This window comes from Blautia sp. AF19-10LB, from assembly GCF_003461245.1.
Classification (GTDB): Bacteria; Bacillota; Clostridia; order Lachnospirales; family Lachnospiraceae; genus Blautia_A; species Blautia_A intestinihominis.
Map to the genome: position 1 here is coordinate 39,037 of NZ_QTWS01000019.1, position 11,569 is coordinate 50,605.

Here is an 11,569-nt window from a genome sequence, read left to right on the forward strand (position 1 = left end):
TATAGCCGGAAAGAGGGGTGATGAAGATGAAAGAGTATGGACGGATTGGACAGAAACGATGGGAAGGACAGTTTTATGAGGAATTTCTTCCGGAACTGTCTGGAATGCGTGGGATAAAGGTATTTAAAGAAATGAAAGAGAATGACGATACCGTTGGAGCCATTCTTTTTGCAATTAAGATGATGATCCGGCAGGTTGAGTGGCATGTAGAGCCGGGAGGTGACAGTGCCAAAGACAAAGAAGCTGCAGAGTTTGTTGAAAGCTGTATGGGCGACATGCAGGCCACATGGACAGATACCATTTCGGAAATCCTGTCATTCCTACCTTACGGTTGGAGTTTCCATGAGATTGTATATAAGCGCCGAATGGGTAAAACAAAGAACCGAAGATCATCAAGCAAATACTCTGATGGATTGATAGGCTGGCAGAAACTTCCTCCGAGAGCACAGGATACCTTGTATCGCTGGGAATATGATGATAGTGACAATCTGATTGGAATGACACAGCAACCGCCTCCGGATTATGGACTGTTTACTATACCGATGAGTAAAGCAATGCTATTCCGAACGGAGAGCGTAAAAGACAATCCGGAAGGTCGGAGTATTTTAAGAAACGCATATCGCTCCTGGTATTTTAAACGGAGAATCCAGGAAATTGAAGCTATCGGAATTGAGCGAGATCTTGCAGGTCTGCCAGTTATTCATGCTCCTGAAGATTTGGAAATATGGGATAGTCACGATCCTGACATGGTTAAAATTAATGGAGCACTTATTGCCATGGTAAAGAACCTTCGCAGAAATGAATCTGAAGGGCTTGTTCTTCCGCATGGATACGAAGCGGAACTTCTGAGCACCGGAGGCACAAGACAATTTGACACCAATGCAATCATAAACAGATACGATACGAAGATTGCCCAGACAGTCCTTGCAGATTTTATTATGTTGGGACATGAAAAGACGGGAAGCTTCGCACTAAGCTCTGACAAGACAGAATTGTTTTCTGTTGCGCTCGGAGCTTTTTTAGATGTTATTTGCGAGACGTTCAATAACCAGGGCATTCCTTCGTTGATAGACATCAATGGTTCCCATTTCGATGGGATTGAGGACTATCCTACACTCGCCCATGGAGATGTGGACAAACGGGATATCACGAAACTGTCAACATTCCTGAAGGATATGGTTGGCACGGGAATCTTGATACCTGATGAAGAATTGGAAGATTATGTCAGGGAGGCAGCAAACCTGCCGGAAAGAACGGAAGTTCCAGATTCCAGAGAGAAAGATGAACGGCGAGAAGCACAGCGCAGAGCACCAGAAAAGACAGCAAACGAACCTGATGAACCAGAGGTGGATCCGGAAGAGAATCAAGATGCTGAGGAAGCCAAGAAAAGGTTAGGCAGGTGATTTGATGATGCGAAAAATACGGCCACGATCAAGGGCCGTTAAAAAAAGCGAAGAATCACAGAGAGTACTGGATGCACTTGACGCCTATCTCGAGGGGAATATTGATGAACCAGTAAGATGGCTTGTTCGATTCTGGCAGGATCAGGCAGCAGTCATGCTGTACAGAGAACTGCGAGAACTCGTAATAGGAGAAACAGATCCGGAAAGCCTTTTTGATATATGGTTCCAGGATTATTCGAAGATGCTGTCAGAAAAAATGACACCTGTATGGGAACAGGCGTTTCTTGAAGGGTGGAAAAACAATTCTCTCTTTTGTGGAGCAGAAGATGTAATAAGCTCTGAGAGCTGGGTTCGAAGCTGGATTGTTGATCATACGGGAGATTTGATAACAAATTGTTGTAATGAGCAGGTGAGCGCAATTCGGTATCTGATCGCTGAAGCTGAATCTCTTAATATGAGCAGTGCTGAAACGGCAAGATATATCCGGCCAACAATAGGACTGACAGAGAGACAGACTGCGGCGAATCTCAAATATTACAATTCCATCAAGGAAAGGCTGACAACGGATCATCCGAGAATGAAACCTGAGTCAATTGAGCGGAAAGCGAGGGAGGCTGCTTCAAAATATGCAGAAAGACAGCAGCGGTATAGGGCAGAGACTATAGCCAGATCGGAAATAGCACAAGCCTATAACCATGGCGCAGATGCTTTTGTGAGGGAAGCGGTAACTGCAGGGAACCTTCCGGAGATGGAAAAAGAGTGGTCAACAGCTTTGGACGGCCATGTGTGTGCATCATGTGCAGCTCTTGAAGGCACTAAGATAGGAATGGATGATGAATTTAAAACGGTATCCGGAAGGAGAGAGATTACAACGTCTATTCCACCATTACACCCGCGCTGTAAATGCGCGGTGAAGTATGTGAGGGTGAAAAATGAAAACATTCAATGAAATAATGAAAATAAGGGACGAACCGGACAACAAGCCGGAGGTAACAAAAAGAAAGTTCCAGGTAAAGAAGACAAATAATGAAAAAATGCAGGCATTCGGCTGGGCCAGTGTTGCTATTGCTGAGAATGGAGAAACGCTGGAAGACTGGCAGGGCGACATCATAGAGCCTGATGAACTTGAAAGCGCCGCTTACAAGTTCGTTGATCTCTACCGGGAAGGCGGAGAGATGCACGAAAGAGGTGGGGTTGCGTATCTGATCGAGAGTGTTGTATTTACGGAAGAGAAGATGGCGGCAATGGGAATCCCGGAAGGTACACTCCCTGTTGGCTGGTGGATTGGATTCCAGGTTACAGATGCGGATGTTTGGGAGAAAGTAAAAGATGGAACTTACAGCATGTTCTCCATTGAAGGGAAAGCAGAAAGGGTAGAAGTAAACAATGAATAAGTATATTGGAACAAAGCTTATTGAGGCAGAAAAAGCAACTCTTGCGGAAGCACAGGCATTAAAAACAGGTGCCTGCGATACCATTGAAGAAGCAAGAGAAAGATTTGGAGGTTCAGATGATGGCAATCCGGGATATGTAGTTAAATATCCGGATGGATACATCAGTTGGTCTCCGAAAGATGTGTTCGAGCAGTCTTATATGCAGGTTCAGGAGAATCCGAAACTGATATCTGGCGTATCAATAGGAGAACACATGGTGAATGATTTTATCAGCTATATTGAAACCAGTACCGTAGGCTATAAGACAACAATGGTTCGTTGCGTGCTTCGAAATGGTTTTGAGATCATTGAAACATCTGCATGTGTAGATGCTCGGAATTATGACCAGAAGCTCGGAGAAGAAATCTGCATGAAGAAGATAAAGGATAAGATCTGGTATCTTTTAGGATTTCTGCTTCAGACAGCGTGGCATGGAATTAAATAAATGTGATCAATAGGCGCCCAAAAGGGCGCTTTTTTGATAAATAAAAGCGAAAGGAGGAAGCATTGTGGCAACAAAACTGAAAGGCCTGGAAGTAGGTAAAGTAGATTTCGTTGATGAAGGTGCAAATCAGAGAGCTGATATCAAACTGCTGAAAGGCAAGAATAAAGCAGAGGAAACATCAGACCCGGAAATCGGACTATTTAAACGATTCCTGAACTGGATCAGCGGAGAGGTGCAGAAATCAGCCACGACATTTGATGAACAGATCAACGCTGTGAGCATGGACGCAATCCGGGATGAAATCTGGTCTGTATGTTACGCCCTGCAGAATTCACTTAATTCAATCCTGTGCGACCCAGAACTGGACAGCAGCGGGAAGCAGAGTGCAATGGATACAAGCATTGAACAGTTCGCTACAGCTATGAAGGAATACATTCCCGGATGGGCTGGGGGAACATCTGCAAAAATCAAAAAGAATCTGGATGCGCCTGACGAAACAGATCTTCCTATGGTGATGAAAGCGCATAGCAATCTGGAGGAAATCATTCAGAAATCCGTAGAAACGAAAGGAGAATTGGAAGACATGATTAAAATCGACAAGTCAAAAATGTCTGCTGAGGAAAGAGCGACATATGATGAACTTATCAAAAAGTTTGCCGTAGAGACAAACGAGGAGCCGTCTATCGAGAAGAAAGCACCGCAGAAAAGCGAAAAAGAGGAAAACCCAGACGTTCTCGATGATGATGGAGCTGAAAAGAAAACAGATACAAAGAAATCTTTTGCACCGCCAGAACAGAATGCTGACGATGATATTTACAAAGGACTGCATCCTCTTGTGAGAGAAAAACTGGAAGCTCTCGAGAAAAGAGCGGAAGAAGCGGAAGACAGAGAACTTTATGCAGTTGCTAAAAAGTACGAAGTTCTTGGAGAAAAACCGGAAGAACTGGCTAAGTCCTTGAAAACACTGAAAAGTGCAGGTGGAACTGCCTACAATGATATGATCAGCCTTCTCGACAGAAATGTGGCAATGGTCAACAACTCTGGCGTATTTGGAGAAATCGGAAAATCATTCTCTGGCGGAACTGCAGCAGTCAAGAAGTCTGCGGCAGAAGGAAAAATCGATGCGATCGCAAAGGGATTAATTGAAAAAGATCCTTCCATGCCGTATAACATGGCGCTGGCAAAAGCCTGGGAAGCACATCCGGAGCTTATGGCTGAGTATGAAGACGAAGCCGGATACTAAGAAGGAGGCGAATGATAATGGGTAAAAATTTTAATGGAACACAGATCAACCAGTCACCAACTATTTCCGAAAAGGCAGGAGCAGATGTTGCTGACATCCGTAACCTTATTCTGAAATACGATACTGATGGCAATGTGGTTGTAGCTGCCGATGGCACAGCACCTCTGCTTGGCGTTTCTATTATCGAAGGTGGATATAATGACATTTCCGGTGTAGAAGCCGGAAATGTTAAGAAGGGTGAAGACGTTGATATCCTGATCAAGGACATCGGATTCGTCATTGCTTCCGCTGAGATCAAGAAAGGGCAGGAGGTTACTGCGACCACCGGAGGAAAAGCGGCAGTTGCGGCAGCTGGTGATTACGTGATCGGGGTAGCTCTTAACAATGTATCTGCCGGAGGCTACAGCAGACTGCAGCTTTCTAAATACCAGAAGGCAAAAGCATAATCTTGATAAAGGAGGATAATATTGATGAGAAACACAGCAGCAGGAATCCAGTCTGAAATCGCAAAAGGCGTATTCAGACCTCACACAGCACTTACAAACATGGCTCTGGCATATTACCAGAATGCAGCTAACTACTTCGCAAAGGCTCTTTTCCCAACCTGTCCGGTAAGTCTTTCTTCTGACAACTACTATGAGTTCAGCAAGGAAGATCTTCTGAGAGATAACTGGAGCAGAAAACCTGCTTATGGAAAAGTTGATCCTACAGTAGTAGGCGAGAGCATGAAACCTTATGTATGCCAGGTAGACCAGATGATCATGGGAATTGATCAGATTCGCCAGACCGATCTCAGCAGAAGACAGGGACCAACCACAATGCAGCCGAAACAGCAGAGAGTAAAAACCATTGCAGAACAGGCAAATATCCATCAGGATCGTCTGTTTGCGGAAAGCTACTTCAAAGCCGGCGCATGGAAGAATGAACTTGAAGGAGTAGACAATACCTCTCCGAGCACAAACCAGTTCATTAAATTCAGCAATGCAAACTCTGATCCTATTGCATTTATCGATAGCGAGAAGACAAGCATGAATCAGCAGACAGGACGCATGCCGAACCGCCTTGGTCTTGGTATTAATGTATTTAATGCTCTGAAAGTACATCCGGGCATCCTCGAAAGGGTTAAATACGGTGGAAGCACCGCAAATCCGGCATCTGTAACAGAGAATGTGCTTGCGCAGTTGTTTGGAGTAGAAAAGATCGTGGTGCTTAAATCCATCATGAACAATGCCGGCATGGGAGAAGATGAAAACATGCAGTACATCGGAGATCCGGATGCATTCCTTCTTGCCTATGCCACAAACGCACCGAGCATTGATGAACCGTCTGCCGGCTACATCTTTACATGGGATATGCTTGGAAATGGACAGATGCTTCCGATTCTGAACTATCTTGGCGAGAATGGAACACATACAGAATACGTGGAAGGACTTATGGCAACAGATATGCATAAGACATCCGATGATCTGGCGAGATTCTACAAATCTGCAGTCTAAGGAGGTGCCATATGAAGCTTGTTGCAAATAAACCATGCACTCTGAGCGGAAAACGATACTTCATCGGAGAGGAAATCCCGGCCGAAGCAGTCACTGATCCGGTAGCTCTTGAAAAAATGGGAGTGCTGACTGTGATTCGTGACGGTATTCCGGTTGAAACACTTGAGGAATGCGTGGCATCAGTCGGAGAAGTATTCTTCAAAATCGAAATCGTAAAAGGAGATAAGGGCTTCGATTTGGGCGTTACAGAGCCTCAGCTTCAGGAAGCAGTAAAAACTATGCAGATGAACCAGAAAGATGCTGTAGCTCATATTAGAGACACTGTAGAGGATAATACAGTGCTTATCTTTCTGAATGCAGTAGATTCGAGAACTGCTGTAAAGAAAGAAGCTGAAACTAAGGCGAAGAGCCTTGGAGAACTGGAGGAAAGCGCAGGTGATGCCTGATGCCTGGAACATATCAGTACGAACCGGGAAATATTGCTGAATACGGAAAAGACCGTATGCGTTTTGAACTCGGAGATGTAATGGTTGAGGGAAAAGAAAAGACTTGTGCGCTCTGCGATGAGGAATACAATGCGGTACTTCCAGAAAAGATTCCAACTACAAGGCAATGGAAAAAGGCAAAACTCCTATGTCTTGAAAGCATTATGCGTAAGTTTGCATTCGAACCTGATACGAAAGTAGGCCCGCTCTCCTTATCCATGGGGGAACGGGCGAAGCTGTGGAAAGAAATGTATGAGGATCTGAAAAAAGATCTGAAAGCCAGTGCAGCTTCGATAGAAGCAATTCTTCCGTTGGCAGAAAATCCAGAAACAGGGCGGATAACACCGCCTTATTTTTATGCCGGAATGATGTCGCATGAGGAAACAGAGGGGGAAGACATATGATGTTCGGAAACGCAATCTACCTTCGTCCGGGGAATCTCTGGAAGAGCTTCCGGGTATTGAAGATGCATGTGGACAATGTAGATGGATATGCAAAGAACTCATATGAGGATACGGGAACTATAGTGGATGGAATTCTTGCACAGGCGACTTCGAATGAGAGGGAGCTGACAAAACACCTATGGGACCAGAAACTGCATTCCCTGACGCATACCCTTGTGGTATCTGGAAGATGTGATCTCAAAAAGTCAGATATTCTTGCATATGAGGAAAAAGCATATTTAGTTCTTGCTGTTGATAATGCCGGAGACCTTGGGTTTGCCGGCATTGCCTATCTTGAAGAAAGGAATGATCTGAAATGAGCCCGGAGGCAGCAGCGGCAGCTGTACAGGAAGAAGTAAAGAATCGCGTAGAGCAAACCAAACGACAGGTTGATGCAAAGATGATGCAGGGAGCCAATGAACTCAGGAATGCTGCTCTTACGGTATTAGCCAATCCAAGTCCTTCAGCTCCCGGAAGTCCACCTGGTGTAAGGAGCGGAAACCTGAGAAGGAATTGGAATATGTACAGTTCTGGCGGTGGAGGAAATGGCATATTCGGAATCCAATCTGGAATGCACTACTCGGGATACCTGGAACATGGAACAAGCAAAATGGCAGCTCGTCCTTATGTCGAAAAAATCAAAGAAACTGCAATGCCGGAAATTCTGGCATTGTTCTCGGAGTTAGGAGGGTAAATGTTACTGACTGAAGAAAAAAAGAAAGTTATAAATCTTGCTGAAATCGGAAGAGGATCTCTTATCTCGGCAAAAAATAAAACCTGGGATAAAGCGCAGTCTGGAATAGTGACAGAAGCGACTGTTGACACCATCACAGTTTTATTCCTTCCAGAAACACAGAATATCCAGAACCATTTCGTGATTCAGGCCGAGGCTATTGAAAAAGGAATGTGGACTATCAGATATTCTTCTGACGGAATGGAAACGGTGAACGTATATGAGGGGAGTGTAGAAGATGGATCTGAATCAGTTGCTGTATAGAAGATTATCTCAGGACAACCTTCTGAACGGAACTCTGGCCAAGTACGCAGATAAGCCGGCCATCTTTAACACAGAGTTTCCACCTGATCAGCAGGAGGGATGGAATGGGAAAAGCCAGTATCCAAGGATTTCTTATGTCTTCAACAAACAGGTGGATACAAAGCGGTCTTCATCTGGCCAGCTTACTGTCGCATTGTACGACATCATGGATCCGCTTGAAGTAGAGAAGATAGAAGTTGCTATCAGGAATTGCCTTCAGGACGTGGTGATGAAACTAGAAGGGGAGGCACCTATGTGCTTTGCATGGGCCAGAAGCGAACCTTACATCTTGGAAGGAAACGCAGTGCTGTGCAAAGAAATTGTGTTCGATATTCTGGAATACCCCGCACAGGAAACTACGGATCCAGATCCCGTTATGGCGTTGAACAGGTATATTAAGAAGCTTTTCCCAGAATGCATAGTTTTTGGAATTGATGAGTTATCAGAATACACCATTCCGGCAGATACTCCTGTTTTCTATTCTGGACTGAAATCAATTGACAGCACAGATGGTCATTGCAGGAGTAGCCTGTCGTGGTTCAATGCAGTTATTTCGGTGCATCTCCTGTGCCCGAAACCGTCATTGCGGTTGAAGATGATGGCCGCACTTCACCAGAGCTTAGCGAAGGATGAAGAGATCATCATGTTTGATGATTCCCCAATGGTCGTGAAAGCTCTGAAAATGAACAACAATGCTGATTACCTTAGAGAGGGGCAGATGTCTCTGACAGGGTATTATGCGTGCTTAAAAGACGCATTTAAGCAGCCTGGTATATCAGGCGTAACAGTCAACGATCTTACATGAAAGGAGTAAGCAATGGCAGAAAAAGATATCAAGAAGACACCGGCTGCGACACAAACAGTACAGCCGTCCGCTGACAAGTACACCATCCAGGAACTTGAAAATGCAAGCACAAAAGTATTTGGAGTTCCTCGCGAATGTGCAGTAGCAGCCTTCAAAGGCTGCAAAAAAACAGAAATGACTGTTGCGGAAGCGAAACAGATCATTGATAGATTCATGAAAAAGGAGGTCAAATAAATGGCAGGTTATTTTTCTCTTGGAGAAAACAAAATCCGTCCCGGTGCATACTTCAATGTACAGAAAAGAGGGGACGAAACAAACTTTGGAGCAATTGATGGTGTTGTAGCAGTGCTTTTCAAGTCTTCAATCGGACCACTTGGAAAAGCTACAGTTCTTCCGGCATCTGAAGGATATGAAAATACCTTTGGTACTGGAGGCACCACAGATGCATTAAGAGAAGCGTTCTATGGAGGCGCTGTTAAACTTATCGCTGTTCGAGTAGGAAACGGTGGTACGGTTGGCAGCGCCTCTCTTGCTTGTGCAACAGGCAAGGCAAAGCTTTCAACAAAATATCCAAGCGGTGCAAAATTTACAGCAACAATCAGAGAGAAGCTTGGCGATTCCTCGAAGAAGGAGTGCATCGTATATCTGGATGGCTCTGAGTTCGAAAAGGTAACATTTGCAGCAGGAGCAGAAGAAGCTACTGCGCTGAAAGAAGCATTTGCTTCCTCAAAGAACTTTGTAGTCGATATTACTGATGCATCAGGAGCCGTTACAGCGGTTAGCCAGTCCGCTTTCGCAGATGGCGCAGATCCGACAGTAACAAACGCAGACTACAGTGCCGGATTAAAAGAAGTGGAGAAATATTACTTCAACACCATTTGTGTTGATACAGAAGACGCCGCTGTCCATGCATTGGTAGCGGCATTTCTTGACCGAATTTATCTGGCTGGCTCTTTTGGAATGGCAATTGTCACTCCAAAACCTTCCTCTTCACTGGAAGATAGGATGACATCCATCTCCAGTTTCGATACTGAAAACGTAATTGCACCGCTGAATGCAAATGCTAATGCCGGCAATGAAGAGCTGAAAGGATATCAGGTGGCTGCGTATATCGCGGGTATCGTAGCTGCGACTCCTGCGAACCAGTCCGTGACACACGCAACTCTTAGCAGATATAGCGTTCTGAATGAAATCCTTACAAATACAGAGATGGAAGTAGCTGAAGAAAAAGGCTGCCTGGTCCTCTCTACGGCTTCCGATGGGGCTGTATGGATTGACAATGGTGTTAATACCTTGGTTCATCCGGATGCCAACCACGACAGCGGATGGAAGAAAATCCGTAGAACCAAAACTCGTTATGAACTTCTGAACAGAGCAAATGCAGCAGCTGACGCACTGGTTGGAAAGGTTGATAACGATACAAACGGAAGAGCCACTATCATGGCAGCTATACAGGGTATCTGCAATGCCATGGAAGCAGAAGGAAAGATCCAGTACGGCAATGTAACTGAATCTACAACTGTTACTACTGATGGAGATACCTGTGGATTTGATATCGAAGTGATCGATCTGGATTCTGCAGAGCACATCTATCTGAATTACTACTTCCAGTTCAGCACTATTGTTGCTGCATCTGGAGAATAAGAAAAGGGGGAATAAATAATGCTGAATAAGAGTGCGGCTACTGATGCCAGACACAGCAGATCTGGCAAAGATGCGATGCTTTATAACTCTGCTGGAAAACCATTTGCACAGGTTGAAAGTTTCACTACAAAAGGTTCCTTTAACAACTATAAATACGCACCTCTTGGCCAGAACAGAGAACTTGAGGTCAATGGAACTGTGGGCGTTACCGTAAACATTTCCGAAATCGTAGTTCTTGATGGCGAGCTGTTTAATGCAGTAATCAACGCCATTGCAAATGGGGAATCTCCTGTTCTGATGTTTACAGGAGTTATCGAAGGAAGAAATGGATCACAGGAACGTGTGACCTACAGAGAGTGTATCCTTTCTGGAGACAGCGATATCCAGAACGTAGCTACAGGCGATGTGCTGAAAAGATCTTTTGCCCTGCACTGCAATGGCAAGGTTGAGAATAAGAGCAAACTGACAATCTGATTTCTATTAAGAGGGGCTGGGCATCAGCCCCTCGTTTTTAACAGGAGGAAAAGAAATGGCAAATAAAGACTTTATGGATCCGGAATTAACTGAGGAAGAGAAAAGAGAAACTATCCTTGCAAACGAGGATGATTATCTGGAAGGATTATTGGCAGCTGCTGATAATGCAGCAAATGATACAAAGAAGATCGAGATCATTCGTAACGAACGGAAGTATTTCTCCTTCAGTATTCATTCGCTGACTGATGAAATGTTAAAAGATATTCGAAAAAAATACACAAAATATACAAAGAATCGCCGCCAGGGCATCCGGGTTGCGGACGAACTGGATATGCCAAAGTACAGGGCTTCCGTGATCTACAACTCTACTACGGAAGAAGACAAGGCCAAACTGTGGGATAATCCGGATGTCAAAAAGGGCCTGGAAGCAAAAGGCATCTGTATTATCAATGCTCTCGATGTAATTGACGCTGTTCTCCTTCCGGGAGAAAAAGACCGCATTATGGAGATTATTGATGATGTTAATGGTTTCAATAATGAAGAAGTGAAGGCTGAAACTGCAAAAAACTGATTATGGCCGGTGGAAAGTCAACATTGCTCCACCACATATTTCAACGCCAAGGTTTATTGCCGAGTGAAGTAATGAGTTTGCCCTCTGGAGA

17 protein-coding genes are annotated in these 11,569 nt (G+C 44.6%); all 17 read left to right on the forward strand.

The window, feature by feature from the left end; all coding sequences use genetic code 11:
- The first annotated feature begins 20 nt into the window (after positions 1–20).
- The 17 genes from DWX28_RS11395 (at position 21) to DWX28_RS11475 (ending at position 11,478) form a co-directional block, all read left to right on the forward strand.
- Positions 21–1,403 carry a phage portal protein family protein gene (locus tag DWX28_RS11395; protein WP_021652437.1) on the forward strand — a complete coding sequence of 461 codons (1,383 nt, stop codon included), beginning with the start codon at positions 21–23 and terminating at the stop codon, positions 1,401–1,403.
- Positions 1,404–1,407: 4 nt separating this feature from the next.
- Complete coding sequence (locus DWX28_RS11400; RefSeq protein ID WP_118252755.1) at positions 1,408–2,352, forward strand: phage minor head protein; 945 nt, start codon at positions 1,408–1,410, stop codon at positions 2,350–2,352.
- Complete coding sequence (locus DWX28_RS11405) at positions 2,336–2,797, forward strand: XkdF-like putative serine protease domain-containing protein (protein WP_117628324.1); 462 nt, start codon at positions 2,336–2,338, stop codon at positions 2,795–2,797. The genes DWX28_RS11400 and DWX28_RS11405 overlap by 17 nt, the downstream gene beginning before the upstream one ends.
- A complete protein-coding gene (locus DWX28_RS11410; protein ID WP_118252756.1) occupies positions 2,790–3,281 on the forward strand; it encodes a Gp49 family protein in 492 nt (163 codons plus the stop codon). The genes DWX28_RS11405 and DWX28_RS11410 overlap by 8 nt, the downstream gene beginning before the upstream one ends.
- A gap of 64 nt (positions 3,282–3,345) precedes the next feature.
- Positions 3,346–4,524, forward strand: a complete 1,179-nt coding sequence (locus DWX28_RS11415; protein ID WP_021652441.1) for a hypothetical protein — start codon at positions 3,346–3,348, stop codon at positions 4,522–4,524.
- 17 nt (positions 4,525–4,541) lie between these two features.
- A complete protein-coding gene (locus DWX28_RS11420; RefSeq protein ID WP_118252757.1) occupies positions 4,542–4,970 on the forward strand; it encodes a structural cement protein Gp24 in 429 nt (142 codons plus the stop codon).
- Between the two features lie 24 nt (positions 4,971–4,994).
- The gene (locus DWX28_RS11425; RefSeq protein ID WP_118252758.1) at positions 4,995–6,020 is read left to right on the forward strand and encodes a hypothetical protein; all 1,026 of its coding nucleotides are present in this window, start codon (positions 4,995–4,997) and stop codon (positions 6,018–6,020) included.
- An 11-nt stretch (positions 6,021–6,031) separates the two neighbouring features.
- Positions 6,032–6,466, forward strand: a complete 435-nt coding sequence (locus DWX28_RS11430; RefSeq protein ID WP_118252759.1) for a hypothetical protein — start codon at positions 6,032–6,034, stop codon at positions 6,464–6,466.
- On the forward strand, positions 6,466–6,909 hold the full coding sequence (locus tag DWX28_RS11435) for a hypothetical protein (RefSeq protein WP_118252760.1): 444 nt from the start codon (positions 6,466–6,468) through the stop codon (positions 6,907–6,909). The genes DWX28_RS11430 and DWX28_RS11435 overlap by 1 nt, the downstream gene beginning before the upstream one ends.
- Positions 6,906–7,268: a hypothetical protein gene (locus tag DWX28_RS11440; RefSeq protein ID WP_118252761.1), complete on the forward strand. Its 363-nt coding sequence runs from the start codon at positions 6,906–6,908 to the stop codon at positions 7,266–7,268. Before DWX28_RS11435 ends, DWX28_RS11440 begins: the two co-directional genes overlap by 4 nt.
- Complete coding sequence (locus tag DWX28_RS11445; RefSeq protein WP_046438167.1) at positions 7,265–7,642, forward strand: hypothetical protein; 378 nt, start codon at positions 7,265–7,267, stop codon at positions 7,640–7,642. Before DWX28_RS11440 ends, DWX28_RS11445 begins: the two co-directional genes overlap by 4 nt.
- Positions 7,643–7,945, forward strand: coding sequence for a DUF5026 domain-containing protein (locus tag DWX28_RS11450; protein WP_118252762.1), 303 nt, complete (start codon positions 7,643–7,645; stop codon positions 7,943–7,945).
- Complete coding sequence (locus tag DWX28_RS11455; protein ID WP_118252763.1) at positions 7,920–8,789, forward strand: hypothetical protein; 870 nt, start codon at positions 7,920–7,922, stop codon at positions 8,787–8,789. Before DWX28_RS11450 ends, DWX28_RS11455 begins: the two co-directional genes overlap by 26 nt.
- Before the next feature lie 12 nt (positions 8,790–8,801).
- Positions 8,802–9,023: a hypothetical protein gene (locus DWX28_RS11460; RefSeq protein ID WP_117628314.1), complete on the forward strand. Its 222-nt coding sequence runs from the start codon at positions 8,802–8,804 to the stop codon at positions 9,021–9,023.
- Positions 9,024–10,433, forward strand: coding sequence for a phage tail sheath subtilisin-like domain-containing protein (locus tag DWX28_RS11465; protein WP_118252764.1), 1,410 nt, complete (start codon positions 9,024–9,026; stop codon positions 10,431–10,433).
- Between the two features lie 18 nt (positions 10,434–10,451).
- Positions 10,452–10,907 carry a hypothetical protein gene (locus DWX28_RS11470; RefSeq protein WP_021652452.1) on the forward strand — a complete coding sequence of 152 codons (456 nt, stop codon included), beginning with the start codon at positions 10,452–10,454 and terminating at the stop codon, positions 10,905–10,907.
- 55 nt (positions 10,908–10,962) lie between these two features.
- On the forward strand, positions 10,963–11,478 hold the full coding sequence (locus DWX28_RS11475) for a phage tail assembly chaperone (protein ID WP_243002415.1): 516 nt from the start codon (positions 10,963–10,965) through the stop codon (positions 11,476–11,478).
- Positions 11,479–11,569: the final 91 nt, after the last annotated feature.

What these genes read in the sequence shown, in the direction of transcription:
- DWX28_RS11400 (WP_118252755.1), top strand. Translation starts at nt 1,408, where the DNA reads ATGATGCGAAAAATACGGCCACGATCAAGGGCCGTTAAAAAAAGCGAA.
- DWX28_RS11475 (WP_243002415.1), top strand. Translation starts at nt 10,963, where the DNA reads ATGGCAAATAAAGACTTTATGGATCCGGAATTAACTGAGGAAGAGAAA.
- DWX28_RS11410 (WP_118252756.1), top strand. Translation starts at nt 2,790, where the DNA reads ATGAATAAGTATATTGGAACAAAGCTTATTGAGGCAGAAAAAGCAACT.
- DWX28_RS11460 (WP_117628314.1), top strand. Translation starts at nt 8,802, where the DNA reads ATGGCAGAAAAAGATATCAAGAAGACACCGGCTGCGACACAAACAGTA.
- DWX28_RS11395 (WP_021652437.1), top strand. Translation starts at nt 21, where the DNA reads ATGAAGATGAAAGAGTATGGACGGATTGGACAGAAACGATGGGAAGGA.
- DWX28_RS11420 (WP_118252757.1), top strand. Translation starts at nt 4,542, where the DNA reads ATGGGTAAAAATTTTAATGGAACACAGATCAACCAGTCACCAACTATT.
- DWX28_RS11405 (WP_117628324.1), top strand. Translation starts at nt 2,336, where the DNA reads ATGAAAACATTCAATGAAATAATGAAAATAAGGGACGAACCGGACAAC.
- DWX28_RS11455 (WP_118252763.1), top strand. Translation starts at nt 7,920, where the DNA reads ATGGATCTGAATCAGTTGCTGTATAGAAGATTATCTCAGGACAACCTT.
- DWX28_RS11445 (WP_046438167.1), top strand. Translation starts at nt 7,265, where the DNA reads ATGAGCCCGGAGGCAGCAGCGGCAGCTGTACAGGAAGAAGTAAAGAAT.
- DWX28_RS11425 (WP_118252758.1), top strand. Translation starts at nt 4,995, where the DNA reads ATGAGAAACACAGCAGCAGGAATCCAGTCTGAAATCGCAAAAGGCGTA.
- DWX28_RS11465 (WP_118252764.1), top strand. Translation starts at nt 9,024, where the DNA reads ATGGCAGGTTATTTTTCTCTTGGAGAAAACAAAATCCGTCCCGGTGCA.
- DWX28_RS11470 (WP_021652452.1), top strand. Translation starts at nt 10,452, where the DNA reads ATGCTGAATAAGAGTGCGGCTACTGATGCCAGACACAGCAGATCTGGC.
- DWX28_RS11440 (WP_118252761.1), top strand. Translation starts at nt 6,906, where the DNA reads ATGATGTTCGGAAACGCAATCTACCTTCGTCCGGGGAATCTCTGGAAG.
- DWX28_RS11430 (WP_118252759.1), top strand. Translation starts at nt 6,032, where the DNA reads ATGAAGCTTGTTGCAAATAAACCATGCACTCTGAGCGGAAAACGATAC.
- DWX28_RS11450 (WP_118252762.1), top strand. Translation starts at nt 7,643, where the DNA reads ATGTTACTGACTGAAGAAAAAAAGAAAGTTATAAATCTTGCTGAAATC.
- DWX28_RS11435 (WP_118252760.1), top strand. Translation starts at nt 6,466, where the DNA reads ATGCCTGGAACATATCAGTACGAACCGGGAAATATTGCTGAATACGGA.